Consider the following 25343-nt stretch of genomic DNA (forward strand, 5'->3'; position numbering starts at 1 on the left):
AGCCAGATCGCCGGCACCACGACGCCGCTTCCCCGCAGGCCCGCAAAGTTCGAACGAAGGAAAACAAGCAGTCATGCAGGCACTCCCCCGCAGCGCGGTACGCCTCCTCCCCGGCCCGTTCCTGAACGCGCAGGCCACCGCTCTCGACTACCTGCTGTCCCTCGACACCGACCGGCTCCTGGCACCCTTGCGGCGCGAGGCCGGCCTGCCGCCGGTCGCCGAGTCCTACGGCAACTGGGAGAACTCCGGTCTCGACGGCCACACCCTCGGGCACGCGCTGTCGGGTGCCGCGCTCATGAGCGCGGTGACGGACGACCCCCGGCCGAAAGCCATGGTCGAGCGTCTGGTCCAGGGCGTCGTCGAGTGCCAGGACGCCCTGGGCACCGGCTACGTCGGGGGCATCCCCGACGGCGTGCGGCTGTGGCAGCGGGTCGCCGCGGGCCAGGTGGAGCGGGACTCCTTCGAGCTCGGCGGTGCCTGGGTGCCGTGGTACAACCTGCACAAGCTCTTCGCCGGCCTGCTGGACGCCCACCGCCACGCCGGTTCGGACCTGGCACTGACCGCCCTCCGACGGCTGGCCGACTGGTGGGACCGGGCGGCGGCGGGAATGGACGACGACACCCACGAAGCCATGCTCCGCACCGAGTTCGGCGGCATGTGCGAGGTGCTGGCGGACCTCGCCGACGTCACCGGCACGGACCGCTACGCCGCCCTGGCTCGGCGCTTTCTCGACCAGTCGCTGCTCGGCCCGCTGCGCGAGCACCGCGACGTCCTCGACGGGATGCACGCCAACACCCAGATCGCCAAAGCCGTCGGATACCAGCGCCTCGGCGAGGTCGTCGACGACCCCGGCCTGCGGGACGCCGCCCGGTTCTTCTGGCAGACCATGACCCGGCACCGGACGTTCTCCTTCGGCGGCAACTCCGTACGCGAGCACCTGCACCCCCACGACGACTTCACGTCCGCGCTCGAGTCACCGGAGGGCCCCGAGACCTGCAACACCTACAACATGCTCAAACTGAGCCGCGCCCTGTTCCTCCAAGAGCCGGATGCTGAGGTGCTCGACCACTACGAGCGTGCGACGGTCAACCACATCCTCTCCTCCCTGCACCCCAAGGGCGGGCTGGTGTACTTCACACCGGTACGGCCGGGCCACTACCGCGTGGTGTCGACGCCCCAGGACTGCTTCTGGTGCTGCGTCGGCACCGGGCTGGAGAACCACGCGAAGTACGGCGAGCTGGTGTACACCACCGAGGGCGACGACCTGTTCGTCAACCTCTTCATCGCCTCCCGGCTCAGCCTGCCCGAACAGAACCTGATGCTGGAGCAGACCGGGACAGCCCCCTACGACGAGGAGGTGAGCCTCGTGGTGCGGCGCGCTCCCGCCACGCCTGTGGCGATCCACATCCGCGTCCCCGGCTGGCACGAAGGGACACCGCGGATCCGTATCAACGGCGCGCCGCCCGAGGGCGGGCCGGCCCCGCTCACGACGCGCCGTGGAGCGGGCGGACAGCCCTTGACCTATGTACGTCTGGAGCGGCAGTGGCGTGAAGGGGACACAGTCACCGTGGACCTTCGCCCGCGCATCAGCGCCGAGCTGCTCCCCGACGGCTCGCCGTGGGTGTCGTACCGCTTCGGACCCAGCGTGCTGGCGGCCGAGGGCGACCGGGGCGATCTGGTCGGGCTCTTCGCCGACGACTCCCGCATGGGACATGTCGCCGGTGGCCCGCTGCGCCCCCTGGAACACCTGCCCGTCGTGGTCGCCCGGAGTTCCTCCGATCTGGCGGCCGGCGTACACCGAATCGCCCCCGACCGGCTGGCGTTCGCCCTGGACCAGGTGGACGCGCGACCGGGTGAGTCCGTCACCCTCGTCCCGTTCGCCGGCATCCACGACTCCCGCTACCACCTCTACTTCCCCCTGGCGGAACCGGAACGCCTCCACGAGCGACGAGCGGAGCTCCGCGCGGCCGACGAGGCGGCACTCGCACTGCGCGACCGCACCGTCGACGCCGTTGCCGCCGGCGAGCAACAGCCCGAAAGCGACCACCGGTTCGAGGGGCACGACACATGGTCGGACCTCACCGACGGGCTGCGGTGGCGGGCAGCAACCGGATGGTGGTCCTACCGCCTGACAGACCCGGACGGTGCCGCAACCGGGCTTCAGGTGACCCACCTCTCAGGCGAGAGTGCCGGACCGACCCGTGTACTGGTCGACGGCCGTGTGCTGGGCACACTGACGCCGTCGCCGCATCCCGAGGGCCGGGAAATCTCCCAGGTGCTCCCGCTCGGTGCAAACCGTCTTGCCGGGACCGCCGAGATCCGGTTCGAAGCGGTCGGCCCTGCAAGCACCATCCGGCTGCGCGAAGTGCGCCTGGTGCGCTGACATCACCGGTACACAGACAACTCGGAGGAGTACGCGTACCGGCCGGCCATACCGATGCCAGAGTTCGCGCTCAGCCCCGGTGCTCCGCCCGTCCCTCCCCCAGTACGACGGCGCTGGTGCGGTTGGTGTTGGCGTCCTCGATGCACCCGCGCAGCCGCATCACGTCGTGCGAGGGCAGTGCGGGTCGAACGACGCCCGTATACACGCCGGCGTCCATCCGGTTCAGCGTGGCGTCGCCGTTCTCCGCCGCGGTGGAGCGGCGACAGGTCTCCCACAGGTCCTGGGCGGCGAGCTGGACTGCCTGCGGGCTCTGGTCCCCGCGGGTTTCCACGCGGAACACCATGGTCGTGCTCGCGGCGTCCGGCGCCTGTTCGGCCCGTGTCTGCGTCGCGTCGGCCAATGCGGACCACAACAGGGGCACCATCAGGAGGCCGGCCACAGCCGCCACCACAGCGATCGCCCTGCGGCCGGTGCGGGCGGGCGGTATCGGCGGCTGGTCCTCCGGGGAGGCCGTCCCGGCGACCGGCGGTGCGGTCAGGGCCGCCAGCCGTCCGGCCAGCCGACGCTCCGCGCCCGGCCGTGCCGTGGCTCCGGCGACCTTCTGGAGGACCATGGCGACCCCCGAGAGCGCGGCACCGGCCACCATCAGCACGGGTACGAACACGAACGTGCGGCTTCCGTTCACATCCGTCAGGTCGCTCGAGCGCAGCCAGTTGAAGTGGTTCGGCACCGGATCACGGGTCTGTTCGAGGCGCTTGCGCACCTCCTCGACGCGGGCGTCGTTCTGCTCGAGCCGTTCCTCCAGCCGGGTCAGGCGGGTGAGCAGCAGGACGGTGGCGAGGAACACCTCGACGACGATCAGCAGGGCGGCGGAGATCAGGGCCCGCTGCCATTCCCAGCGGGTCAGGTAGAGCACGGTGTAGTAGCCGGCGTAGCCGGCGAACAGTCCGCCGAAGGTGTAGCCGACCAGTCTGATGGCCTTCATGCCGCCGACTCCTCTCGTGTCGTGTCTCGTGTCGTGTCTCGTGTCGTGTCTCGTGTCGTGGGGGCTTCGGTTGCCGCGTCGGTGCTGTCGTCCGCGGTGACCGCGCCGGTCCCGCCGTCGACGGTGAGTGCTGCGCCGGCCGGGAAGCGGTCCACCGCTCCGGGTACGCCGACCGCCGTGGGGACGCGGTACTCGCGGGCCAGCACAGCGAGGTGGGACAGGGCGCTGCCGGTCTCCGCGACGAGTCCGGCCAGGCCGGGCAGCAGCGGTGCCAGGGCCGGGTCCAGGGAGCGGACGACGAGCACGGGACGGTCGGGGCGTGCGCCATGGCCGTCCCAGGCCGTGCCGGTGCCGAATCCGCCGCCGGCTCCCTGTCCCTCGCCGGACGTACGGTGTCCGGGCGGGAGTTGGGCCACGGGGCGGCCGTCGGCCAGGCGGAACGCGGCGGGCAGCGGTCCCGTGTCCTGCTGCGGCTGTCGTTCGGCGAGGTCGGCCGGCAGTCCGGCGCCGTCCGCCGCCTTGACCAGTTCGTCCCAGCGCAGCAACGACAGGCGGGACAGTCCGAGGTGGCATTCCCCAGGGCCCAGCCGGCGCGTCATCTCCCGCACCATCTGCGCCTGCATCTCCTGCACCCAGCGAATACGCAGCCGCAGTCCTTCGCGCACCGGCAGTGCGCCCACACCGCGCGGCACCGTGGTCCAGCCGGTCTGTCGCGGCAGCGGTGCCCGGTCGCCGAGCGTGGGCGGCAGCAGGACCAGGAGCACGGGGTGGCGTTCGACGAGCTGTTCGTCGGTCAGACCACGGGCGCGGCCCTCCGCCAGTTCCGCCAGCGCCTCCCCCGCGGAGGTGGCGCCGGTCCCGGCGCCGAGCAGGGCGCCCGCGAGGGATTCCTGGGCGTGCAGGGAGGACAGCACCTGCCGGCCCCAGGCGACGGCGTCAAGGAGTTGGCCGCTGAGCATCTCGCCGGGCGCCGGGAAGTCGGCCAGCGCACGGTCCACGTCAGCCATCAGGTCGACCGCCAGCATCGGCAGCGCCGAGCGCAGTCGGCCCACGCGCCAGGCCGCTCCCGCTTTGCGGGCATTCGGCGCGGGGTTGATGAAGTCCGGGACGGGGTGGGCGGACGGTACGGCGCCCAGCAGCTTCAGATCAGCGGCGGCCCGTCCCTCCACGGTGGTCACCAGGCGGAGTCTGCGCAGTCGGCGGCGCGGTGCCGCCCCGGCGATGTCGAGGGCCAGGGTGAGGCCGTGGGACATCGGGGTCACCCACAGGTCCTCCTCCAGTGGCTGGAGTACACCGGGCAGGGTCTCGGCGACCGGGCCGGGCCCCAGCAGGCGGGCGCCCCGCGGCGGCCGCGCGGCCATCGCCGTGATGGGACGCGCCTGGAACAGCCACAGCCGTTCATCGGCGTCGAAGCCGAACTCCATGTCCTGCGGCCCGCCGAACACGCGCTCGGTCTGCTTTGCCAGCTGTACCAGCCGGACCCGCTGCCGGTGCGACAGCAGCCGCTCCCCGCGGGGCTCCGCCGGCTCCGTCCGCACGAGCCGGGCCATACGGGTCAGCTGGTAACGCACGCCTTGCGTGCTGCCGTCGACCAGCTGGTCCGGTCCGCCACGTACCGCGCTGACCAGGATCCGGTCGGTGCGGCCGTCCACCGGGTCGGCGCCGAACATCACGCCGCCGACGGCCGAGGTGAGCATCGGCTGCACCAGTACCGCCATCCCGTCGTCCTCCGGGGTGTCCTGCGGTGGTCGTAGGGGCCGTACCCGCCGCGCGGAGTCGAGCACGGTCTGCACCGCGGTGGTGAAGCCCTCCCACCCCTGCACGTCCAGCACCGACTCGAAACGCCCCGCCATGGAGGATTCCTCGGTGTCCTCGTGGGCGGAGGAGGAGCGCACGACCAGCGGTCTCTCCTGCCCCTCCGGCCCGGCCGGAGAACGCCACGCGGAACGCACCGCGTCCTCCCCGGACCGCGCCCCGGGCCCCCGCTTCACGGGCACCAGCACGAAGCCCGGCAGCGCGGGCAGTCGCGCCATTTAGTTGACACATCACATCCGCTTTCTCTAAGTTCTGGGGTGTCGATCCTGTTGACGCAACAACCAAGAGTCCACGACCACCAGCCGGGCGCGGGCCACACTGGAAGGGACCACCCCCAAGGCGCGCAACTGCTCCAACCGGCGCGCGTACTCCTCCTCGCCGAGCGCCTTCTTGCTCCATCCCTCGACCTGGACGTTGGCCAGCTGCTTGGTCCACGACGTGACGAAGTTCCGGGCGAGGATGCCCCCGTGGTAGAACTTGTCGCGATAGAAATCGGTGTACCCGAACGGCGCGAACACGGCCTTGAGCGGTTCCGGATTGCGGGCCGCGACCTGCTTCGCCGCTACGGCGAAGTAGGACACGCCGAACATCCCGACCCCGCCCGTGCACCACGGCTGGGCCGCCATCCACTCGATGACGGCGACGATGTCGTCGACATCGCGCGGTCCGTAGTGGGAGTAGCTGCCGCCCGAGGCGCCGGTCCCGCGCGCGTTGACGATCACATGGACGTAACCGCGCCGTGCGTAGAAGTAGGGATCGCCGGCCTCGGCCTGAGCGTTCGCCAGGTTCATCGCGCGAGGGTGCGAGTGCGCGGTCTGCATAGCGGCGTCGTAGGCGTGCACCCCGAGCAGGCCAGGGAACTGGCCGTCGGAGTCCGGCCGGTACACCTGCGCGTCGAGCTCGACGCCGTCGTCCATCACGATGCGCACATGTCGCTCGACCAGCACGTCGTACTGTCGTGGCGAGGTTCTCCAGTTGACGCCGAACATCTCTACAGCTCCCCGAGGGCATCAAGCGCTGCGCGGGCCACGGCCACGTCCTGAGCGCTGGCGCCGCCGCTCACCCCGATCGCACCGATCACGCGACCGCCGCCGGTGATGGGAAGACCGCCGGCGACCGAGCTGAACCTGGGTACTGCCGGCATGTACGCCAGCGCCGCCGGGTCCGAACTGACAAAGGCGTGCACCTGTTCGGTGGGAGCACCGGCATTGGCGGCCGTCCAGGCTTTGTCGGATGCCACCTTCATGGGCAGCAGGCCGGCGCCGTCCGTGCGCGCGATCGCGATCGGCTCCCCGGCGACGTCGCTGACGACGATGGCCGCCGGCATACCGGCCTCGCGTGCGCTCTCGACAGCGGCCTCGAGCAGTCGGCGAGCCGTCTCGTAGCTCACCGTCGACCGCTCGTAGGTGGTCGGTTCCGAATCACTCATCTCGTTCCTCCCTCACTGTGACAGGCTTGGTGCAGCGCGGCACGGAGCAGGCGTGGGTCGTGCAGAGGATCCATCAGCGCCATCATCGACAGCGCTGTGGCAGCCAGGTGTCGGGCCAGCTCCGCACCAGCGCCCACGGCGTCCCCTCGGGACACCGCTTGCAAGATCCTGGTGTCGTGCTCCAGGACCACGTCCCAGGCGCTCGGCGTCTGAGTCATGTAGACACGGCGATACCGGCTCGCGTGATCGGCCAACTGCTTGATCTGCCGCAGCAACCGGCCATCGATGTCCGAGTAGAGGAGCGCGTGGTACCGCTCGTGCGGAGCCGTGAACCGGTCGTAGTCGCGCTGCTCGGCGCTTTGCCGCATCTCCTCGAGCGCCGTGGCCATCTGCTCCAGTTCACGCTCTGTCAGTGATGCTACGCGCACGGTCAGCACCAGCGGTTCCAGCACCAACCGCGAGGCGTAAAGCTCCTCCAGGTCGTCCAGCGAGAAGTCGGCAACCTGGACACGGCGGTTGTGCCTCGAGACCACGAGCCCTTCCCGCTCCAACAACCGGCACGCCTCGCGGATCGGGGAGCGGGACACCCCTAGGTCGCGAGACAGATCAGCCTGGGACACGACCGCTCCCGGCGGGAGTTCACCGTGCAGGATCCGGTTGCGCAGCAGTTCGTGAACCGCCTCGAGGGTGATAGTTCCCTGACCCGCCTCGCTCCCGGCCTCCGCTGATGTCAGCGAGTCTGGTGATCGTTCGACCATCGGCATAGCCCCTGCGTGTACTCGATCCGTGTGGCGACACTCAGCATTCTGTCGACAGAATTACCTAGCGTCAAGGTGATTCGTCGCGAAGTTGGCCTTGTGAACGCATAGTTAAGGGTCCATTCTGTAGACAGAATGGACCCAGTACTCAAGGAGGCGTCATGGTCGAACCCGATCTGTTCCGTGCTGCCATGTCTCAGGTTGCGACCCCGGTCGTCGTCGTGACGGCGATCTCGGAGGAGCGGCCGCACGGCACTACCGTCGGCGCGTTCACTTCCCTGTCTCTTGATCCACCGATGATCTCCGTAGCCCTGGACCGGCAGTCGGAACTGCTGGCCAAACTGCGGGGCGCCGAGCGCTTCGGTATCAACGTGCTGGCCAGTGACCAACAAGTGCTCGCGGCCAACTTCAGCAAGAAGAGTCCCGACAAGTTCGCGTCCGTGGATTGGCGTCCCGACGCGGGACTACCGCGGCTGCCCGGCGCCGCCGTCTGGCTGGTATGCCGGACAAGCGAGCTTCTCGATGGTGGCGACCACGTGGTCGTGCTGGGAACAGTCGAACACGCCGAGCTCGACCAGCGCTCACCTCTGGTCTACCACGACCACACCTTCTCGACCGTCGGGGCCATCGCGGATGACGTCGTCGTCAGCAGCGCTCGCAGAGTGGCCGAAGCCTGATCGCTGCGGGAGCGGCCGGACATCCCGTCGTGGTCGTGGACGACAGCCGTGCCCAGGGCAGCGTGACCTTCGCCGCGGCCCTTGCTACACCGCTCCTTGTCTCGTTCACAGCAGCCCTGGACAGCCGAGGCAGCGGTGGATCCCGCGCGCCAAGCGGGGCTCCCGGCGGTGGGCGCCTTCTGCGAACTCGTGCCGGAGGATGGAGCCGTCGAATCGGCCCGCGACAGAGAACTTGCCGGCTTCACCACCAAGCGTGAACTCGCCCTCGCCTCGATCGCCGACCTGGGCACCTACCGGCGCGGCCTCCACGAGCCGCAGGTCCGGCGTTCCACTGTTACCCGATACCCACCGAACACGGGACGGGGCGGGTCATCGGCTACGAGAGCACGCACACCGAGGACGCGCACATGTGCGCGGTCTCGGGAGAAGCGGCCGGCCGACATGACGTCACGGCGACCGTTGTCCAAAGCGGACGACTGGTCGGGGAGTGACGGGTGTGGCTGTACACCTGCTGCACGCTGCCGTCTGCGGAGGCGTTGGCCGTTGCCACTCGCCGAATGCGACACCGGAAGGCGTCCCCTTCTCTGCGTCGCGCCCCGGAATCCGACCTCCGTCGTGGCGCTCGGCTCCTCGTACTCGCCCATGCCGTTCACCCATGAGCTGTTCGGACAGGAAAACGTGAGCTGTCCGGACAGGAAAAGATGCGCGCCTGCACGTGTGCCCCCGGCCGGATCCACCGGGCCGGGGGCACACGTGCAGGCCTGACGGCCGAAGGTCAGTCGTGGGTCGGGTAGTCGGTGTAACCGGTGTGGTCACCGCCGTAGAAGGTGGCGGGGTCCGGGGAGTTGAAGGGACCGCCGGCGGCCAGCCGCTTGGGCAGGTCGGGGTTGGCCAGGAACAGGGCGCCGTAGGCGATCAGGTCGGCGGTGCCGTCCTCGATCAGCTGCAGCTCCTCCGGGCCCGTGGGCCGCGGGGCGGTGAAGGGGTTGAGGATGTAGGTGCCCGGGAACTGCTTGCGCAGGCGGAGGGTCAGGTCACGGATCTCGGGGGCCTCCATCTGGTGCAGGTAGGCCAGGCCGAGCGGGGCCAGGGCGTCGACCAGCGCGGTGTAGGTCGCCTCCACGTCGACCCGGTCGGACTCGTCGATGTCGTTGAAGGGGTTTCCGGGGGAGATGCGGAAGCCGACCTTGTCCGCGCCGATGGCCTCGGCGACAGCCTTGGCGGTCTCGACGGCGAAGCGGATGCGGGCCTGCGGCGAACCGCCCCAGCCGTCGGTGCGCTGGTTGGAGTTCGGGGCGAGGAACTGGTGGATGAGGTAGCCGTTGGCGCCGTGCAGCTCCACGCCGTCGAAGCCGGCCTCGATCGCGTTGCGCGCGGAGGAGGCATAGTCGGCGATCGTCTCGAGGATCTCGGCCTCGGTGAGTTCCTTCGGCTCCACGAAGTCCTGCGGGCCGCTCTGCGTGTAGACCTGGCCCTTGGCTGTGACGGCGGACGGGCCGACCGGCTGAAGACCCATCAGGCTCGGGTGGCCGACCCGGCCGGTGTGCATCAGCTGCAGGTAGATCACACCGCCCTCGGCGTGCACGGCCTCAGTCACCTTGCGCCACGCCGCGACCTGCTCGGTCGAGTGAATGCCCGGCGTGGCGGGGTAGCCCTGGCCGACCACCGACGGCTGGGTGCCCTCCGTGACGATCAGACCGGCACTCGCCCGCTGCGCGTAGTAGGTGGCCGTTAGATCGGTCACGCACTGCCCATCATCGTATGCGCGGCTGCGGGTCATCGGAGCCATCACGATGCGATTGGCCAGCTGCTTGCCACTGAGGTCGTAGGACTGGAATGCCGTCGACATAACTACTTTCCTTGTCTCACAGGCGGGCCGCCGTGTCCCGCAGCCCATGACGTACCAGCGCTGATCGCGCGATTTACTGTCTGAACAAGTAAACAGTACAGAGCCATCCCCTCACACCCGTGATCCACGTCACCTAGACCGGTTTTGGGGGTCCAAAGGAGTCTCGTCACAGCTGTTGAGACCCAGCAGGGCAGTAGCGTCTACTTGTTCAGGCAAGTTCAGAACCACCCAGCGAGGAAGAAATGACCCAGCCGGACAGAGCGGACGCAAGTCGCTCGACGAAAGCCCGGACGACGGCGTCGGCGGAAGGCCCCTTGCCGCTGCCACCGTCCGTCGCGGCCGGTCCCCTCAGTCACGCGATCCTCCGCGTGGCCCGCGTGCACCGCATGCTCGCCGGGCAACTACTGCGCCGCGTCGGCCTCCACCCCGGCCAGGAACTGGTCATGATGCAGCTGTGGGACCGCGGCCCCCAGCGCCAGACCGACCTCGTCCGCCTGCTCGACTCCGACGCCGCCACCATGACCCGCACCGTTCAACGCCTGGAGAACGCGGGCTTCGTACGTCGCCGCCCCTCCCCCAGCGACAAGCGGGCCACCATCGTGGAACCCACGGCCGCCAGCAACGCCCTGCGGCAAGAGGTGGAGCGCGCCTGGCTCGATCTCGAGGCCAGCACCGTCAACGACCTGACCCCCAAGGAGCAGGCCGAGGTTCTTGAGGTCCTGGGCCGGATCGAGGGCAGCCTCACACGGGCCGCGGCACAACTCGACTAGTGCCGCGACAGGCAACGTTCGCCCTTCAAGGAGCGGCGTCCGGTGCGTGCTCTCGGCGTGCCGGCCGAAAGCCCTCCTACTGGACGTACTTGGGCTTCCGGCCGGTGCGGCGAGTGGGGGCACCTCCCACGCCTTTAGGGCAGTGGGGGAGCGTGCCGGACGTCGCGACGGGGCGAACGTTGCCTGTCGCGGCACTAGGTACCGCACGACGGATCCGGAGCCGCCATGCGATCGGGGATCAGCCGTCCGCCGCGGCCTGGCTCCCGGACGTCGGGCGCTGCCGGTAGGACGAGGGCCAGGCCCTCCTGTCTGGAGGGGCCCCTGGCTTCGAGGCCCAGGACAATCTCAGGACGCCTTTGCTGCCAGGTAGCACTGCGATCGACCGATCAGGCGGGGTCCTCCTCCAGCTTCGCCACCACTCGGTCGGAGATGTCGGCCAGCGTCCGCAGCTCCGCCGGGGTGACATGGTCCAGGAACAGCCCTCGTACCGCTTCCACATGCAGTGGAGCCGCCCTCTCGATCGCCGCCCGCCCGGCGTCCGTGATCACCACGAACGCTCCCCGCGCGTCCTCGGGGCACCCCTCGCGGATCACCAGCCCTCGTCCGGCCATCCGCGCGATGTGGTGGGACATCCGGCTCTTCTCCCACTCGAGCGCCCGGGCCAGATCCTGGTAACGCTGCCGGCCGTCCGGCACGTCCGTCAGATTGACCAGCACGCCGAAATCCGCGGACGAGAGCTTCGACTGACTCTGCAACATGCGTGACAGACGGCCCCCCAGCCGCTCATGCAACCGAACAAAGCTCCGCCAGGCGTGCTGCTCCTCCGCCGTCAACCACCGCACGTCTTCATCCATACAAGCGAGTGTAGAGGAGTTGATGAGTCACCCAGTCCTACGAAGCCAACCCATCGGCCATGGCATCTCCCGCGGTCAGGCCTACCGCGGCGTCCACTGCGTCGCCGAGACCGCGGCGCGCAGCTCGGCCTCCGTGGCCTCGGGTGCGACGCCGACCTCCACCGCGGCCTTGGCCACGGCCAGCGCGATCTCGCGGGCCGCGTCCCTCATGCCCACCAGCGATGGCAGCAGCGGGGTCGCCTCGTCCGCGCCCGCCCGCACCGCGCACTCCCCCACGGCCGGCGCCGCGGCCGGCATCATGCGGTCGGTCACCTGGGAGGCCCGGCAGACTCCACGGCCAGCCCGACGGCCGGGAAGACGTAGAACATTGTTGGCCCGCGCCACCGGCACCTCGCGCCCGTCCAGCTTTCAGCGGCGGGAATGGGGAACCGGCGGCGATCAGCGCCCTGCCGTCGGTCCAGGGCGAGGTCGGCGAGGTCGGCCTCGGCGCGCGAGGTGGGGTGGGGCAGCGGAAGGATCACCGGCCGGTCGCAAGCCGTCGATGTCGACGAACCAGAAGCAGAAGCGGTGCAGCTCCCAGCCCGGGACCGGCCACTCGCAGGCGACGGAACAGCTCCATCGTGCGCGCGGCATGTGCGCGGCTCTCCGAGTCATGGTGGCGCCGCCTTCCACTCTGCGCTTGGCCGCAGAGTGAACACTCATGTTCAATTCAAGTCAACAGTGTTAATTGAAAATCACTCAATATCAATAGAGAGCACGCGCGTGCGATCCACGCACTGCCACGACAGGGAGGCCACGACCTGTGAGCGCGACCGAGAAGAGGATCACGGCAGCGGCCATCCGGTTGTTCGCCGAGCGGGACAAGCCCGACCTCACGATGAGCGAGCTGGCATCCGAGGCACAGGTCGCGCGCGGCACGCTCTACCAGAAGGTCGACTCGATCGAGCAACTGTTCACGACCGTGATCGAGAACATGGCCCGTGAGCTGCACTCCAAGGTCGGCGCGGTCGTCGCCGGCACCGCGAACACCGACCCGGCGGCCCGACTCGCCACCGGGTTGCGGCTGTTCGTCCGGCTCTCCCACGAGGATCCGGCGATCGGCAGGTTCCTGGTCCGCTACGCCCTCACCGACGAACATCTGCGGACGCTGCTGAGCGGCCCGCCCATGAAGGACCTCGCCGAGGGCATCGCCTCGGGGCGCTACAACATCACGGAGACGAAGGTACTGAGTGTGGCCGGCTTCATCAGCGGTACGACGGTCAGCGCGATGTGGATGGTCCTCGACGGCCACCAGGGCTGGCGTGAAGCCGGCAGTACGGCCGCCGAGTTGGTCCTGCGAGCCCTCGGCATCGCGCCGGACGAGGCGCAGCGCCTCGCCGCCATGGATCTTCCCGCTCCGCCGGAAGGCTGAGCCACCCCCGACAGAAATGGCTTGGCACCACCTGCGCCACACCCCCGACGTGTCGGTCGGCAAGCTCAGTCGATGGCACGCCCGATCTCCGCATCCCGTACCCGATGAACTGAGAGTGGGAAGACATGGCAACCACCGTGGTGCGCTACGCCGCCGACGGCCCAGCACGCTGGGGCGTCCTCCGGGGCGACAAGATCACCCCGGTTCCCGGTGGGTTCGGGACGACGGGCGAGCTCGTCGAGCGCACGACCACCGGCGAACTGGCCGCGTTGGGCGGCGAGATGGTGGACGTCAACGACCTCCAGCTGCTGTCGCCGGTGACCCGCGACCAGCGGTTCGTCTGCCAGGGCGCCAACTATCGGCAGTACACGGTCGAGTCGGGCATGAATCCCGACGACAAGACCTTCAACATGATCTTCACCGAGGCCAACCTGGTGTTCAAGCCGGCCGAGACGCTCCCCGAGCTCTCCGCAGTGCGGGACTTCGCCGCGGGCGATCCGCTGGCGACCGGCACCCCGGCCGGGTGCGCGCTGAAGGTCCCGAGTCCCGCCGTAGTCAAGTTGCTCGGCCTGCTGCTGGCGGCAAAACGATGGCAGCCGTTCGGAAAATCGCAGGCCGGTCGACCGTATCTGCAACCCGGCGGCGTCGTCGAGGCGAGCATCGCCGGCCAGGACGGCCGCATCGACCTCGGCGTGCGGCGCAACCGCGTCGTCGACGGAGGGCGGTCATGAGCGCGCGACCGCAGGGCGTGGCGACCTTGGCCGACGTGGAGGCCATCGAGGCGCGGGGCTGGCCGCAGGACGTGCCGGCCAGCGCGTACGAGGCGATCCGGCGCACCGCCGACCGGACCCCCTCGGCGCCCGCCCTCAGTTTCTTCCTCACCGCCGACCGGCACCGGACGCCCGAGACCTGGACGTATCAACAATTGCTCGGTGAGATCACCCGCGCCGCCAACGCCTTCCACTCCCTCGGCGCCGACGAAGACACCGTCATCGCCTACATCCTGCCCAACCTTCCCGAGACGCACTTCGTCATCTGGGGCGGGCAGGCGGCCGGCATCGTGTTCTCCCTCAACCCGCTCCTGGAGCCCGAGGCCATCGCCGACCTGCTCCGGGCGGCGGGCGCCGCGATCGTGGTCACGCTCGCGCCGTTCCCGGGAACCGACACCTGGGAGAAGGTCGCCCGGGCCGTCGAGAGCGTCGACTCCGTGCGGCATGTCGTCCTGGTCGACCTGGCCGAGCGCGCACCCGGAGCGAAGTCGGCGCCGCCGGGGGGCGCCCGACAGCTGCCTTCCGGTATCGCCGTGCACGACTTCACAGCCCTGCGGGCGGGGCAACCGGAGGATCACCTGGTCAGCGGCCGGATCATCGCCCCGGACGACTTCTCGTCGTACTTCGGCACGGGTGGAACCACCGGCCTGCCCAAGATCGCGATGCGCACCCACGGCAACGAGGTCTCCGACGCCCTCAGCACGTCATACCTGCTCTCCGGCCTCGTCGGCGAAGGCAAGAAATCTTCTGCGGCCTGCCGATGTTCCATGTCAACGCCGTCCTCATGACGGGTCTCGTCCCCTTCTCGCAGGGCGCGCACGTCGTCCTCGGAACGCCACAGGGCTACCGGGCCGACGGGCTCCTCGCGGCCTTCTGGGACATCGTCCAGCACCACCGCATCCACTTCTTCTCCGGCGTCCCGACCATCTATGCCGCCCTGTTGGAGCACACCACGGACGGGTACGACCTCGGCTCGCTGGAGTACGGCATCTGCGGAGCGGCCCCGCTTCCCGTGGAGTTGATGAACCGGTTCGAGAGCTCCACGGGCGTGAAGATCCTCGAGGGTTACGGACTGACCGAGGGGACGTGTGTGTCCTCGGTCAACCCCCCGCTCGGGGAACGGCGGACGGGCTCGATCGGTCTGCGGATCCCGTTCCAGAGGATGAAGGCCGTCGTGCTCGACGACGCCGGTGCGTACGTGCGCGACTGCGCGGCCGAGGAGACCGGGGCGCTGGTGATCAACGGGCCCAACGTGTTCGCCGGGTACCGCGTGGCCGCGCAGAACGCGAACCTGTGGGTCGACACGGGCGACGGTGAGCGGTGGCTCAACACGGGCGACCTCGGACGCCAGGACGCTGACGGCTACTTCTGGCTGACCGGGCGTAAGAAGGAACTCATCATCCGCGGCGGACACAACATCGACCCCTCGGTGATCGAGACACCGCTCTACGCCCACCCGGACGTGCAGTACGCGGCGGCCGTCGGCCGGCCGGATCCGCGGGTGGGCGAACTGCCGGTGGTCTACGTCCAGCTCAAGGACGGCGCCACCGCGGAGGAGAAGGACCTGCTCGCCTATCTGGACGAGCGCATCGCGGAGCGCGCCGCCCGGCCCAAGGCGCTGCACATCATCGACAGCATGCCGATGACCGCGGTCGGCAAGCTGTTCAAGCCCGCCCTCGGCCGCCGCGAGACCGAGGAGGCCCTCACCGCCGCACTGCGCGACGCCGGGTTCGCGGATGCCGCCGTACGCAGGCACCCGGATCCGGACCTGCCGCAGAACGTGATCGCCACCCTGCCCGCCGGTGCGGACGTCGACGCCGCGGCCAAGGTGCTCGGGGCCTTCGCCTTCCCGTTCACCATCACGACCGACTGACCAGCACACGATGGGAGCCCCGGCACATCATGGGCGATCACCGCCGCATCGTCGGCCCGATGCCCGTCGAAGGCAACACCCAGGTCTACGGCCTACTCCGCGGCGGCGCCGCCGCGGTCCTCGCCGAATCCCTCGGCTCCTGCGGGGCCGTACTCCAGGCCGGCCCCGGCAGATTCGCCGTCGGCATCGATCTCAACGTCACCCACCTCACCACCTTCTCGATGAGCGTCGCGGCGTCGTGCATCTTTCCCGTGCTGATCTACTCCTTCTTCTGGCACAGGTTCAACCGCACCGGCCTGCTGTGGTCGGTCTACGGCGGACTGGTGCTCAGCGTGGCCCTGACGATCCTCTCGCCCACCGTCTCGGGCAGTGAGTTCGCACTGTGGCCGGACGCGAGCTTCGATCTGTATCCGTTCCAGACCCCCGGTCTGGTCTCGGTGCCCGTGGCGTTCCTCCTCGGCTGGCTCGGCAGTATCGCCTCGCCGGAGCGCTCGCCGTCCGATTTCCGGCAGGTCGAGCACCAGCTTCTGACAGGCCGGGAAGTCGGGCCGAAGGCCCGCTGACCGCCGAAGGGGACGCCGTTTTCCGCCGGACGGCGTCCCCTTCGGCGTTGTCGGTCAGTCCGCTGTGAACTCCGGGGTGCGCTTGTCGACGAAGGCCTTGACGCCTTCGCGGAAGTCGGCGGTACCGAACATCGGCTGGTAGCCGCGTCGTTCGAGACGCAGCCCCGCGTCCAGCGGGCGTCGAGTCTCTGCCGTACGACCTCCTTGATCTACCGGACCGCCAGCGGCGCCCTGCCGGCCACCACTTCGGCCAGCTCCAATGCCCGCGGCAGCGCCGCGATTCGACGCCGCCGTAGAAGTGCTCACCGAGCACATCGAGCGGGCGCGCCTCGGAAGCTCACCGAGTACGCGCGCAGACATGGCGTGGACAACCTCCATCAACCCAGCACCGCCGACTGATGACCACCGGGGCTCACCGGCCGGACCGGTGTGGCCCCTGTGCCGTCCCTCTCCCGGCGGATGCGCCCCGTGCGGTCGCGAGCCGGTCGCCCCGCCGTGACGCCTGCTTCGCGGAACGCCGCGGCGGTCGCACGAGGAGCGGTCAGGCGCTCCGCAACGACTCCAGCCCCGTCCGCAGCGTCGTCGCGAGCTGCTCGGCCGCGGCCAGCTGATCCCGGGTGAGGGGGACGACGAACAGCTCACGGACAGCGCGCAGATGGGGAAGGGATGCGCGCCGGAACGCGTCAGCACCCTCATCGGTCAGCACCACCTCGGCACCCCGGCTGTCGGCGGCGCACTCCGCGCGCCGGACGAGCCCTCGCCGCTCCATACGCCGGAGATGGTGCGAGAGACGACTGCGCTGCCAGCCGATGCGGGAGGCCAGTACGGAGGGGCGCAGCCGGCGCCTCTCCGCCTCGCAAAGGGCGAGGAGAACGGCGTAGTCCCCGGGCGACAGGGAGGACTCGCTCTGCAGGCGTGCGGCGAGCTCCGACCGGAGCGCCTCCGTGGTCTCGATGAAGTCGCGCCAGATCCGCAGTTCCTCGGTGCTGGGCAGCGCCTTGCGTGGCCCTTTCATCTCTCCACCATCCCTTTTGTTGACACATCAATTAAAGCGGGTCACTATTGATACGTCAACCAGTTTCTTCACGAGATCGCTCCGCAGGTGCCGACACCTACCCACGAAGGAAACCCAGCCATGTCTGCTCTCGTCTTCGGTCTGGACACGTTCGGCGATGTGCCGGAGGACGACTCCGGCACTCCGGTGTCCGACGCACGGGCCATCCGGCAGGTCGTGGACGAGGCCGTTCTCGCGGAGGAGACCGGCGTCGACGTCCTCGCCCTCGGCGAGCACCACCGCCCCGAGTTCGCCATCTCGACCCCGGAGACCGTGCTCGCCGGCATCGCCACCCGCACCGAGCGGATCCGCCTCTCCTCCGGCGTGACGGTGCTGAGCTCCGACGATCCGGTCCGGGTCTTCCAGCGGTTCTCGACCGTGGACGCGCTCTCGAACGGCCGGGCCGAGGTCATCCTCGGGCGCGGCTCCTTCACCGAGTCGTTCCCCCTGTTCGGCTACGACCTGAGCGACTACGACGTGCTGTTCGAGGAGAAGATCGAGCTCTTCGCCAAACTGCTGGAGGAGAAGCCGGTCACCTGGAACGGCACCAAACGACCCGCGCTCGACAACGCCGACGTCTTCCCCAAGACCGAATCCGGGCACCTGACCACCTGGGTCGGTGTCGGCGGCTCGCCCCAGTCGGTCATCCGCACCGCGCACTACGGCTTCCCGCTCATGATCGCCATCATCGGCGGCAGCCCGGAACGCTTCGCGCCCTACATCGACCTTTACCAGCGCGCCACCGACAAGTTCGGCACGACCGCCCACCCCGTCGGCATGCACTCACCGGGCTTCATCGCCGACACGGACGAGGAGGAGGCCCGAGAACTGCACTGGCCGCACTACAAGGTCATCCGTGACCGCATCGGCGCGCTGCGCGGCTGGCCGCCGGTCCGCAAGGAGGAGTACGCGAACGAGATCGAGCACGGCTCCCTGTACATCGGCTCGCCGGAGACGGTCGCCCGCAAGATGGCCCGCGCCATCAAGGCGCTCGGCGTCGGCCGGTTCGACCTCATCTACACCACCGGGGCGCAGCCGATCACCGCCCGGCTACGTGCCGTCGAGCTGTACGGCACGAAGGTCCTCCCGATGGTCCGCGACATCCTCGCCGACTGACACCGCCCCACCCTCCCGAACGGAACAGACATGACCAGCACAGGCATCGAAACGGTCGGCATCCTGGGCGCGGGGAAGGTCGGCACCGTGCTCGCGCGGCTGGCCCGAGCGGCCGGCTACCGCGTGCTCATCGCCGGATCCGGCGACCCCGGCAGGATCGCCCTCACTGTCGAAGTCCTCACCCCCGGCGCGCTCCCGGTCACCTCGGCTCAGGCGGCGGCGAAGGCGGACGTGGTCGTCCTGGCCCTCCCCCTCGGCAAGTACCGGAGCATTCCGGCGGCGGCGCTGGAGGGCAAGATCGTCATCGACGCGATGAACTACTGGTGGGAGGTCGACGGCATCCGCGCGGACCTCACCGACCCGCGCACCTCGTCGAGCGAGATCGTGCAGGAGTTCCTGTCCGGCGCGCGCGTGGTCAAGGCCTTCAACCACGTGGGCTACCACGACCTCGAGGATGGGGCCCGGCCCGCCGGAATCCCTGGCCGCAAGGCCATCGCCATCGCCGGTGACGACCCCGAGGACCTCATCACCGTCTCGCGCCTCGTCGACGGCCTCGGCTTCGACCCCGTCGTCGCGGGCCCGCTGGCCTCGGGGGTACGGCTGGAGCCGGGCACGGAGCCGTTCGGCGCCAACGTCGACGCCGAGGAGCTGCGCGCGATGCTCCAGCGTTTCCCGGAGTCGGAGGGCGGACGGGCCGTCGCCGCCGCCCGGGCCGCCCTCTTGGAACCGGCGCCTGAGCCGTCGTAGGGGCATCGTTCGCGCCGCTCCGACGCATTTACTTGATGCGCCATCTATGTTCATCTCGCCCAGGAGGTCGGCTTCGTGCCGTGGGGCGGGGCCGGCAGCGGCCGGGTCGTGGAGCACCCGCGACCGGGCGCCGGTGAGGCGTAGGTGCGCCATGGCCTGCGCGTCCAGGACGCTGCGCCGACCATCTCTCCTCAGCCTGCTGAGCGGAGCCCTCTTGGGGGCCACATGCGATGAAACGCATGGTCAAGAACACTCGCCCCCAGGGCGCCCGCCGAGGGACACGGCGGACCCGCCCCCATGGAGGGCGTTCTCCAGGCCACCCTCACTACTTGACATGTCATCCACTCCCCCTCTAAGTTAGATGACACATCAATCATTACGAGTGGGACCAGCTCTACGGGACCACCACCGATCACCAGAGGTACCTGTGAACGTCGCTCTGTGGGCTGTCGCGGCCCTGCTCGCTCTTGTCTTCCTCGGGGCCGGCGCTGCCAAGCTCGCCCAGCCCAAGGAGAAACTCATCGCATCCCCCTCCATGGGCTGGGCCGAGGACTTCTCCCCGGCGATGATCAAGACAATCGGCCTCTTGGAAGTCCTCGCCACACTCGGACTGATTCTGCCCGCGGCGGTGGACATCGCTCCGGACCTCGTTCCGCTGGCCGCCTCGGGCCTGGCACTGACCATGTTCGGCGCCGCCATCACGCACAGTCGGCGCGGGGAGCTTCAGTCGGTCGTCGTGAACGTGGTCCTGTTCGCCCTGACCGTCTTCGTGGCCTGGGGCCGCTTCGGCCCGCACGCCTTCTGACAGCAACAGACAGAGAAAAGGAGAGCCAACATGCCCGCGATCACCGTGGACAACGTCCTGGTCCTGCCGCGCCTGCCGGAGCTGGACCCGGCCGGCACCGCCTTCCGGCCCGTCCGCAGCCTGACGACCGCCCAGCAGGGCTTCGAGGGCGAGGGCTTCCCGGTCCGCCGTGCCTTCGCCGGAGTACCGCCGACCGAGCTCGACCCGTTCATCCACATGGACCACATCGGCGAGGTCGAGCAGGCCCCTGGCGAGCCCATGGGTACCCCCTGGCATCCGCACCGCGGCTTCGAGACCGTCACCTACCTCATCGACGGCGCCGTGGAACACCGGGACTCCAACGGAGGCGGCGGCCTCATCACCGACGGCGACACCCAGTGGATGACCGCAGGCTCCGGAATCCTGCACATCGAGCAGCCTCCGGAGTGGCTGGTCCAAAGCGGTGGGGTGGCCCACGGTGCGCAGCTGTGGGTCAACCTGCCCCGCGCCCAGAAGATGAGCCCCCCGCGGTACCAGGACATCCGCGGCAAGCACACCGGGCTGGTCACCACCCCGGACGGCGGCGCGCTGATCCGCGTGATCGCCGGCGACATCGCCGGACACACCGGCCCCGGCGTCACCCACACCCCGATCACCGTCGCCCATCTCACCATCGAGCCCGGCGCCCAGGTCGACCTGCCGTGGAACCCCTCCTACAACGCGCTGGTCTACGCACTGGCAGGCCACGGCACGGTCGGCACCGAAGCCCGCCCCATTCAGGAGGGCCGACTCGCCGTCCTCGGCTCTGGGGACGCACTGCACCTGACGGCAGATCGCGCCCAGGAGTCCCACTCCCCCAAGCTGGAGCTCTTCGTGCTGGGCGGCCGCCCGATCCGCGAACCCGTCTTCCAGTACGGCCCGTTCGTGATGAACACCCGCGAAGAGGTGCAGCAGGCGTTCGAGGACTACCAGGCGGGGCGCTTGGGCGTCATCCCCGCCCAACGCCTCCCCCACACGTCCTGAACCTTCGTGCGGGAAAGCCCGACCAAGCACAGGCCAGATGCGCACGGCCTCCCAAGTCCTCCACGTCGACTGGGACGCCCGGTATCCATCTCCAGCTTCGGAGCCAGTCCAACGGCCAGCCTGAGGGAGCGCTGAGATATGCCCAAGCAGCCGCACGAGTTGGTCTTCGGGAGCTTCATCACGCCGAGTGCCGATCAGGTCGATCAGGTCGTGGCGCTCACCCGGCTCTCCGAGCGGGCCGGGCTCGACATCGCCACGTTCCAGGACCATCCCTACCAACCGCGGTTGCTCGACTCCTGGACACTGATCTCGTACCTCGCCGCGGCGACGAGCCGTATCAAGCTGGCGCCCAATGTGATGAACCTGCCGATGCGCCAGCCCGTGGTGATCGCCCGCGGTGCGGCGACGCTGGACCTGCTCAGCGGCGGGCGTGTCGAACTGGCGCTGGGGGCCGGCGGGTTCTGGGATGCCATCGAAGCGATCGGCGGCCGACGGCTGACACCCGGCGAGTCCGTCGACGCCCTCGAAGAAGCCATCACGATCATCCGTGAGATGTGGGACACCGAGACGCGCGGAGCAGTGCGTATGGACGGCACCCACTACCGCCTCGCGGGCGCCGAGGCGGTAGGGCGTGACCCCGCATCGGTGCGCCGGCTGCTCAACATCGGCGCCCCTTCCTCAGCCGGCGGCTCCCAAGCCCTCGGCGGACCACTCACCCAGTGGGCCGAACAACTCACCGAGATCACCCTCGAACACGGCATCTCCGGCTACATCCTGGCCGGCGACGATCCCACCGCGATCCAGCAGTTCGGCGAAGAAGTCGCACCCGCCGTACGGGAACTGGTAGGGACATCCCGTAGCTGACCGGTCCGTCCGATACCGGCCGCTCGCCCCACCGGCGGACACGTCCACACTCGTGAGGCGTACGTCGAACTGAGCTCCACACCGGCGAGGCCGCTGTGAGGCCACACCACCGCGCCATGGCCACCCTGCGCAACCTCGCCATCGGACTCACATCTTCGCCGTGTCGGCGATCGTCTTCATCACGGGCTCGTTCCTCTGCGGCCTCTCGGGCGGCATGACGATGCTCATCGCCTCCCGGGCGGTGCAGGGAATCGGGGCGGGTGGACTGATGGTCACCGCCATGGCCCTCATCCCGGACGTCGTCCCGTTGTGCGCGACAGGTCAGCCCAGGTGCGTCTCCAGCCACCGCAGGACCTCAGGGGTCACGGGGTCGGTGATGTCGGCGAACTCGTCATGCCTCTTCAGGAACTTGGCCACGCACGGACAGACAGGCACGATCCGCTTCCCGGAGGCACGCGTGTCGGTGAGCGCCTGCCGCACCAACTGTACGGCCAGGCCCTGTCCGGCGTAGGCGTCGCCGACCTCCGTATGGAAGAACACACGCTGCTCACCGCGGTCGCGGTACTCGGTCACGCCGGCGCGCTTGCCGTCGACCACGATCTCGTACCGATGGTGTGCGTCCACCCGCTCGACGACCGGGGCGGCAGAAGGCCCGCTCATGGGGGTGCCTTTCTGAGAGAGATCAGCGACGCGGAGGGTTGCGGCGCGGCCTGATGGTGGCGTTGGGCAGGGCGGGCGCGGGAAGCCGGCCCCCGGGAAATCCCTCGATCGTGCCGAAGCGGTCGGAGGAGGACTGCCAGTCCTCGCGGGCCTTGACGATGTCCTCGTGAGTGCGGCCGATGAAGTTCCACCACATGACGATCTCCTCCTCGAACGGCGTGCCGCCGAGCAGAATCACCCGCGCCGGAGCCTCCGACTCGTTCATCAGCGTCAACGCCTCGGCACCGGGCGGGACATAGCCCAGCTCCGCCCGGTGCAGCAGGGTGTCGTCCACGCTGACGTCCCCGCTGTCCACGAGGACGCCGTGCTCGAAGTCGGTGTCCACGCAGAGGGCGACCGTCATCCGCGGTTCGAGGATGATCTCGACGCCGAGCAGCGGGGTGAACGTCCGCACCGGGGAGACCCCACCGGCGAGCGAGCCGAGAAAGACCCTGACCTCGGCCCCCCTTCATCGGCACGGGATCGGGCACATGGTGCTGGAAGTCCCGTTGCGCGTTGCGGTGCTCCTGGGGCAACGCCACCCACAGCTGGACGCCGTGGACGACGGTCGTGCGCGGGGTGGAGACCTCCGAGTGGGCGATGCCGTACCCGCCCGTCATGAGGTGCACGTCCCGTGCGGCGAGCACGTCAACCCGGGGCGCCCCGGCCGGCCGTACGTCGTCGGCCGGCGACCCGCATCTCATCACTGCCGGCTCGGCTTCGGCATTGCTCACCGGGACCACCCCCCATGGAATCTAGTTGTTGCATCAACTATGATGCCATGATCATAGAGCGAAGGCCACAACGAGCAGACAACGAGCGGGAGACATGCGGATCTTCATCGACAAACAGAGCCCCAAGGCCTTCCACGCCCTGCTGCAGACATCGGAAGCGGTACGCGCGGTGGCCGCCGAGGCGGGGCTCGACCGCACCGTCGTGGAGCTGATCAACCTCCGCGTGTCACAGATCAACGGCTGCGCCTACTGCCTCGACACCCACACCAAGGCCGCCGTACGCGAAGGCGAGACCGCGCAGCGGCTGGGAGTACTGGCCGCGTGGCGGGACACCGAGGCGTTCTCCCCCACGGAGCGCGCGGCCCTCGCACTGGCCGAGACCACGACCCACCCCACCGATGCCGTCGCACAGGAAGCCGCCTACCAGGCCGCTCGACACGTGCTCACCGATGACCAGATCTCAGCAGCGATCTGGGTAGCGGTCACCATCAACGCCTTCAACCGGGTCTCGATCATGAGCAAGCACCCGGTACGGGCGAATCGAGGTGCCCCGGGCGAGGAAAGCGGTGTCACTGTGACCGGTGGGTGATGTGACCCCCGCTCATCGTGAGCCGGATCGGGGCGTCGGCAAGTTCGTCGGGGGCGGTGGTGAGGGGATCGACGGTGAAGGCGGTGAGGTCAGCCCGGAAGCCGGGCGCGATGCGTCCGGCGATGTCCTCCTCGCCCGCGGCCAGCACGGCGTGGGTGGTGTAACCCTCCAGGGCGGCCAGGGGGGTGAGCGCCTGGTCGGGTCGCACGGGCGGGGTGCCGGGGTCGCCGGGGTGGCGGCGCAGTTGGGCGGCGGCGAGTACCCCGCGTGGGTCGTAGGGGGCGACGGGCCAGTCGGAGCCGAGGACGAGGGTGGCTCCGGCGGCGCGCAGGTCGCGACAGCGCCAGGCCCGGGCGGCGCGTTCAGGACCGAGTCGGCGGGACCACTCGTCGCTGTGGTCCGCCCGGGCGTACGTGGCGTGGGCGGGCTGCATGGAGGCGGCGACGCCTAGCCGGGCGAAGCGCGGGATCTGGTCGTCGGGCACAGTCTCCAGATGCTCGGCACGATGCCGGACGTGCGGGGTGCCGAGAGCCTGGACGGTGTCGAGGACGCGGCGGACCGCGGCGTCGCCGATGGCGTGGGTGGCGGTCGGCACGCCCGCGCGGTCGAGGGCGTGCACGGCGCGGGTGTACGCGGCTGGGTCGGGCCAGAACGGCTCGGTGCCGGCGCCGTGGCAGTCGGGATGGTCGAGCCAGGCGGTGCCGCCTTCCACGGTGCCGTCGAGGAACAGCTTGACGCCCGCCACCCGCCAGTGCCGTCCGGCGCGCCCCTGAAGGGCGATCAGCCGGTGCAGTTCGTCGGGGCCGGCGCCGGGCTGGCACCAGGGCGCGATGCGCAACCGCAGGGGCAGGACGCCCTCGTCCTCGATGGCGGTGAGCAGATCGAGCGCGTCGGGCGTCTCCAGGTCCATGACGTGGCCACCGGTGAGGCCCGTGGCGGCCATGTCGGCCAGTAGGGCGAGCAGGTGCTTGCGGCGCTCGGCATGAGAGGGCTGCGGGATCAGGGCCGCGACGGTCTCCATGGCGGCCTGTTCGACGAGGTGACCGGTGGGGCGCCCGTCGGGGTCGCAGACGATGGCGGCACCCTGGTCGAAGCGGCGTGGCCCGTCGACCCCGGCGGCACGCAGGGCCGCGGAGCCGGCGAGCGCGGAGTGAGCGTCGTACAGCCGTAGGAAGGCGGGGATGTCGCCCACGACGTCGTCGATGAGGTGGCGGCTGATGGGGCCGCCCTCGAAGGTGTTGTGGTCGAGGTTCCAGCCGGTGATCCACGACCCGGGGGCGGCCCGCCGGGCGGCCTCGCGCAACGCGGCGCGCAGCTGGTCCAGGGTTCTACAGCCGGAGAGGTCGATGCCCTGGGCGAGTTCGAGGCCCTTGACGGCGTGGGTGTGGCCGTCGGTGAGGCCGGGGGTGAGGGTGGCGCCGCCGAGGTCGACGACCTGGGTGCGGGGGCCGCGCCAGTGGCGTACGTCGGCCCCCTCGCCGACCGCCACGATACGGCCGTCCCTGACAGCGACGGCGGTCGCCAGGGGACGCCGCGGGTCCAGGGTGCGGACGGTGGCGCCGACCAGCACGGTGTCGGCGTGGGTGAAGGGCACGT

General features: G+C 69.7%; 26 protein-coding genes and 1 pseudogene. 14 read left to right on the forward strand and 13 right to left on the reverse strand.

Annotated features, from left to right (window positions below):
• The first annotated feature begins 73 nt into the window (after positions 1 to 73).
• Entirely contained in the window at positions 74 to 2383 is a 2310-nt protein-coding gene (locus Q4V64_RS04210) for a glycoside hydrolase family 127 protein (RefSeq protein WP_124445063.1), read from the forward strand.
• A 70-nt stretch (positions 2384 to 2453) separates the two neighbouring features.
• On the opposite strand, the gene Q4V64_RS04215 is transcribed toward Q4V64_RS04210, so the two are convergent.
• Genes Q4V64_RS04215 through Q4V64_RS04235 form a run of 5 tightly spaced genes read right to left on the reverse strand, consistent with a single transcriptional unit; the run spans position 2454 to position 7370 of the window.
• Complete coding sequence (locus tag Q4V64_RS04215) at positions 2454 to 3368, reverse strand: hypothetical protein (protein WP_253267459.1); 915 nt, start codon at positions 3366 to 3368, stop codon at positions 2454 to 2456.
• Positions 3365 to 5401: a PEP/pyruvate-binding domain-containing protein gene (locus Q4V64_RS04220; RefSeq protein ID WP_124445064.1), complete on the reverse strand. Its 2037-nt coding sequence runs from the start codon at positions 5399 to 5401 to the stop codon at positions 3365 to 3367. The genes Q4V64_RS04215 and Q4V64_RS04220 overlap by 4 nt, the downstream gene beginning before the upstream one ends.
• A 27-nt stretch (positions 5402 to 5428) precedes the next feature.
• The gene (locus Q4V64_RS04225; RefSeq protein ID WP_124445065.1) at positions 5429 to 6172 is read right to left on the reverse strand and encodes a CocE/NonD family hydrolase; all 744 of its coding nucleotides are present in this window, start codon (positions 6170 to 6172) and stop codon (positions 5429 to 5431) included.
• 2 nt (positions 6173 to 6174) lie between these two features.
• Positions 6175 to 6612, reverse strand: a complete 438-nt coding sequence (locus Q4V64_RS04230) for a heme-binding protein (RefSeq protein ID WP_124445066.1) — start codon at positions 6610 to 6612, stop codon at positions 6175 to 6177.
• Complete coding sequence (locus Q4V64_RS04235; RefSeq protein ID WP_172629565.1) at positions 6609 to 7370, reverse strand: GntR family transcriptional regulator; 762 nt, start codon at positions 7368 to 7370, stop codon at positions 6609 to 6611. The genes Q4V64_RS04230 and Q4V64_RS04235 overlap by 4 nt, the downstream gene beginning before the upstream one ends.
• A gap of 161 nt (positions 7371 to 7531) precedes the next feature.
• Between Q4V64_RS04235 and Q4V64_RS04240 the strand changes: the two genes are divergently transcribed.
• Positions 7532 to 8047 carry a flavin reductase family protein gene (locus Q4V64_RS04240; RefSeq protein ID WP_124445068.1) on the forward strand — a complete coding sequence of 172 codons (516 nt, stop codon included), beginning with the start codon at positions 7532 to 7534 and terminating at the stop codon, positions 8045 to 8047.
• A gap of 775 nt (positions 8048 to 8822) precedes the next feature.
• Here Q4V64_RS04240 and Q4V64_RS04245 read toward each other — a convergent pair.
• Entirely contained in the window at positions 8823 to 9896 is a 1074-nt protein-coding gene (locus Q4V64_RS04245) for an alkene reductase (protein ID WP_124445070.1), read from the reverse strand.
• Between the two features lie 314 nt (positions 9897 to 10210).
• Here Q4V64_RS04245 and Q4V64_RS04250 point away from each other — a divergent pair, with 314 nt between their 5' ends.
• A complete protein-coding gene (locus tag Q4V64_RS04250; protein ID WP_303708938.1) occupies positions 10211 to 10666 on the forward strand; it encodes a MarR family winged helix-turn-helix transcriptional regulator in 456 nt (151 codons plus the stop codon).
• Positions 10667 to 11052: 386 nt separating this feature from the next.
• Here Q4V64_RS04250 and Q4V64_RS04255 read toward each other — a convergent pair whose 3' ends face one another.
• Both Q4V64_RS04255 and Q4V64_RS04260 read right to left on the reverse strand, forming a co-directional pair.
• Entirely contained in the window at positions 11053 to 11520 is a 468-nt protein-coding gene (locus Q4V64_RS04255; RefSeq protein ID WP_124445071.1) for a MarR family winged helix-turn-helix transcriptional regulator, read from the reverse strand.
• An 81-nt stretch (positions 11521 to 11601) separates the two neighbouring features.
• The gene (locus Q4V64_RS04260; protein ID WP_306308387.1) at positions 11602 to 11910 is read right to left on the reverse strand and encodes a malic enzyme-like NAD(P)-binding protein; all 309 of its coding nucleotides are present in this window, start codon (positions 11908 to 11910) and stop codon (positions 11602 to 11604) included.
• A gap of 412 nt (positions 11911 to 12322) precedes the next feature.
• Here Q4V64_RS04260 and Q4V64_RS04265 point away from each other — a divergent pair, with 412 nt between their 5' ends.
• The 5 genes from Q4V64_RS04265 to Q4V64_RS04285 all read left to right on the forward strand — a co-directional run bounded on the left by Q4V64_RS04265 (position 12323) and on the right by Q4V64_RS04285 (position 16137).
• Positions 12323 to 12931 (forward strand): TetR/AcrR family transcriptional regulator, encoded by a 609-nt coding sequence (locus Q4V64_RS04265; RefSeq protein ID WP_124445072.1) that lies wholly within the window; start codon positions 12323 to 12325, stop codon positions 12929 to 12931.
• Between the two features lie 125 nt (positions 12932 to 13056).
• A complete protein-coding gene (locus Q4V64_RS04270) occupies positions 13057 to 13662 on the forward strand; it encodes a fumarylacetoacetate hydrolase family protein (protein ID WP_124445073.1) in 606 nt (201 codons plus the stop codon).
• Entirely contained in the window at positions 13659 to 14489 is an 831-nt protein-coding gene (locus Q4V64_RS04275) for an AMP-binding protein (RefSeq protein ID WP_216377713.1), read from the forward strand. The genes Q4V64_RS04270 and Q4V64_RS04275 overlap by 4 nt, the downstream gene beginning before the upstream one ends.
• Entirely contained in the window at positions 14462 to 15574 is a 1113-nt protein-coding gene (locus Q4V64_RS04280; RefSeq protein WP_216377714.1) for an AMP-binding protein, read from the forward strand. The genes Q4V64_RS04275 and Q4V64_RS04280 overlap by 28 nt, the downstream gene beginning before the upstream one ends.
• Before the next feature lie 29 nt (positions 15575 to 15603).
• Positions 15604 to 16137 (forward strand): hypothetical protein, encoded by a 534-nt coding sequence (locus tag Q4V64_RS04285; RefSeq protein WP_124445074.1) that lies wholly within the window; start codon positions 15604 to 15606, stop codon positions 16135 to 16137.
• 541 nt (positions 16138 to 16678) lie between these two features.
• Here Q4V64_RS04285 and Q4V64_RS04290 read toward each other — a convergent pair.
• Entirely contained in the window at positions 16679 to 17152 is a 474-nt protein-coding gene (locus Q4V64_RS04290) for a MarR family transcriptional regulator (protein WP_124445075.1), read from the reverse strand.
• A gap of 120 nt (positions 17153 to 17272) precedes the next feature.
• Here Q4V64_RS04290 and Q4V64_RS04295 point away from each other — a divergent pair, with 120 nt between their 5' ends.
• The 5 genes from Q4V64_RS04295 (at position 17273) to Q4V64_RS04315 (ending at position 21725) form a co-directional block, all read left to right on the forward strand.
• Entirely contained in the window at positions 17273 to 18307 is a 1035-nt protein-coding gene (locus Q4V64_RS04295) for an LLM class flavin-dependent oxidoreductase (RefSeq protein WP_124445076.1), read from the forward strand.
• A gap of 30 nt (positions 18308 to 18337) precedes the next feature.
• Entirely contained in the window at positions 18338 to 19054 is a 717-nt protein-coding gene (locus Q4V64_RS04300; RefSeq protein ID WP_124445077.1) for an NADPH-dependent F420 reductase, read from the forward strand.
• A 427-nt stretch (positions 19055 to 19481) separates the two neighbouring features.
• The gene (locus Q4V64_RS04305; protein WP_124445078.1) at positions 19482 to 19859 is read left to right on the forward strand and encodes a DoxX family protein; all 378 of its coding nucleotides are present in this window, start codon (positions 19482 to 19484) and stop codon (positions 19857 to 19859) included.
• A gap of 30 nt (positions 19860 to 19889) precedes the next feature.
• Positions 19890 to 20861 carry a pirin family protein gene (locus tag Q4V64_RS04310; RefSeq protein WP_124445079.1) on the forward strand — a complete coding sequence of 324 codons (972 nt, stop codon included), beginning with the start codon at positions 19890 to 19892 and terminating at the stop codon, positions 20859 to 20861.
• A 138-nt stretch (positions 20862 to 20999) separates the two neighbouring features.
• A complete protein-coding gene (locus Q4V64_RS04315; protein WP_124445080.1) occupies positions 21000 to 21725 on the forward strand; it encodes an LLM class flavin-dependent oxidoreductase in 726 nt (241 codons plus the stop codon).
• A gap of 147 nt (positions 21726 to 21872) precedes the next feature.
• On the opposite strand, the gene Q4V64_RS04320 is transcribed toward Q4V64_RS04315, so the two are convergent.
• The 3 genes and pseudogenes from Q4V64_RS04320 to Q4V64_RS04330 all read right to left on the reverse strand — a co-directional run.
• The gene (locus Q4V64_RS04320; RefSeq protein WP_301184609.1) at positions 21873 to 22001 is read right to left on the reverse strand and encodes a hypothetical protein; all 129 of its coding nucleotides are present in this window, start codon (positions 21999 to 22001) and stop codon (positions 21873 to 21875) included.
• Between the two features lie 45 nt (positions 22002 to 22046).
• Positions 22047 to 22385, reverse strand: a complete 339-nt coding sequence (locus Q4V64_RS04325) for a GNAT family N-acetyltransferase (RefSeq protein WP_303708951.1) — start codon at positions 22383 to 22385, stop codon at positions 22047 to 22049.
• Positions 22386 to 22407: 22 nt separating this feature from the next.
• Positions 22408 to 23056: pseudogene (locus tag Q4V64_RS04330) on the reverse strand (pirin-like C-terminal cupin domain-containing protein); the annotation flags it as partial.
• A 196-nt stretch (positions 23057 to 23252) separates the two neighbouring features.
• On the opposite strand from Q4V64_RS04330, the gene Q4V64_RS04335 reads away from it, so the two are divergent.
• On the forward strand, positions 23253 to 23747 hold the full coding sequence (locus Q4V64_RS04335) for a carboxymuconolactone decarboxylase family protein (RefSeq protein ID WP_124437241.1): 495 nt from the start codon (positions 23253 to 23255) through the stop codon (positions 23745 to 23747).
• Here Q4V64_RS04335 and Q4V64_RS04340 read toward each other — a convergent pair.
• Positions 23728 to 25341, reverse strand: a complete 1614-nt coding sequence (locus tag Q4V64_RS04340; protein ID WP_124437242.1) for an amidohydrolase — start codon at positions 25339 to 25341, stop codon at positions 23728 to 23730. The two genes, Q4V64_RS04335 and Q4V64_RS04340, sit on opposite strands and share 20 nt — an antisense overlap.
• Between the last annotated feature and the right edge of the window lie 2 nt (positions 25342 to 25343).

The sequence above is a fragment of the Streptomyces sp. NL15-2K genome (genome assembly GCF_030551255.1).
Lineage (GTDB): Bacteria > Actinomycetota > Actinomycetes > Streptomycetales > Streptomycetaceae > Streptomyces.

Coding starts and splice junctions, on each gene's coding strand:
- Q4V64_RS04210 (WP_124445063.1), top strand. CDS start 74: ATGCAGGCACTCCCCCGCAGCGCGGTACGCCTCCTCCCCGGCCCGTTC.
- Q4V64_RS04215 (WP_253267459.1), bottom strand. CDS start 3,368: ATGAAGGCCATCAGACTGGTCGGCTACACCTTCGGCGGACTGTTCGCC.
- Q4V64_RS04220 (WP_124445064.1), bottom strand. CDS start 5,401: ATGGCGCGACTGCCCGCGCTGCCGGGCTTCGTGCTGGTGCCCGTGAAG.
- Q4V64_RS04225 (WP_124445065.1), bottom strand. CDS start 6,172: ATGTTCGGCGTCAACTGGAGAACCTCGCCACGACAGTACGACGTGCTG.
- Q4V64_RS04230 (WP_124445066.1), bottom strand. CDS start 6,612: ATGAGTGATTCGGAACCGACCACCTACGAGCGGTCGACGGTGAGCTAC.
- Q4V64_RS04235 (WP_172629565.1), bottom strand. CDS start 7,370: ATGGTCGAACGATCACCAGACTCGCTGACATCAGCGGAGGCCGGGAGC.
- Q4V64_RS04240 (WP_124445068.1), top strand. CDS start 7,532: ATGGTCGAACCCGATCTGTTCCGTGCTGCCATGTCTCAGGTTGCGACC.
- Q4V64_RS04245 (WP_124445070.1), bottom strand. CDS start 9,896: ATGTCGACGGCATTCCAGTCCTACGACCTCAGTGGCAAGCAGCTGGCC.
- Q4V64_RS04255 (WP_124445071.1), bottom strand. CDS start 11,520: ATGGATGAAGACGTGCGGTGGTTGACGGCGGAGGAGCAGCACGCCTGG.
- Q4V64_RS04270 (WP_124445073.1), top strand. CDS start 13,057: ATGGCAACCACCGTGGTGCGCTACGCCGCCGACGGCCCAGCACGCTGG.
- Q4V64_RS04275 (WP_216377713.1), top strand. CDS start 13,659: ATGAGCGCGCGACCGCAGGGCGTGGCGACCTTGGCCGACGTGGAGGCC.
- Q4V64_RS04280 (WP_216377714.1), top strand. CDS start 14,462: ATGTTCCATGTCAACGCCGTCCTCATGACGGGTCTCGTCCCCTTCTCG.
- Q4V64_RS04285 (WP_124445074.1), top strand. CDS start 15,604: ATGGGCGATCACCGCCGCATCGTCGGCCCGATGCCCGTCGAAGGCAAC.
- Q4V64_RS04290 (WP_124445075.1), bottom strand. CDS start 17,152: ATGAAAGGGCCACGCAAGGCGCTGCCCAGCACCGAGGAACTGCGGATC.
- Q4V64_RS04295 (WP_124445076.1), top strand. CDS start 17,273: ATGTCTGCTCTCGTCTTCGGTCTGGACACGTTCGGCGATGTGCCGGAG.
- Q4V64_RS04300 (WP_124445077.1), top strand. CDS start 18,338: ATGACCAGCACAGGCATCGAAACGGTCGGCATCCTGGGCGCGGGGAAG.
- Q4V64_RS04310 (WP_124445079.1), top strand. CDS start 19,890: ATGCCCGCGATCACCGTGGACAACGTCCTGGTCCTGCCGCGCCTGCCG.
- Q4V64_RS04315 (WP_124445080.1), top strand. CDS start 21,000: ATGCCCAAGCAGCCGCACGAGTTGGTCTTCGGGAGCTTCATCACGCCG.
- Q4V64_RS04325 (WP_303708951.1), bottom strand. CDS start 22,385: ATGAGCGGGCCTTCTGCCGCCCCGGTCGTCGAGCGGGTGGACGCACAC.
- Q4V64_RS04335 (WP_124437241.1), top strand. CDS start 23,253: ATGCGGATCTTCATCGACAAACAGAGCCCCAAGGCCTTCCACGCCCTG.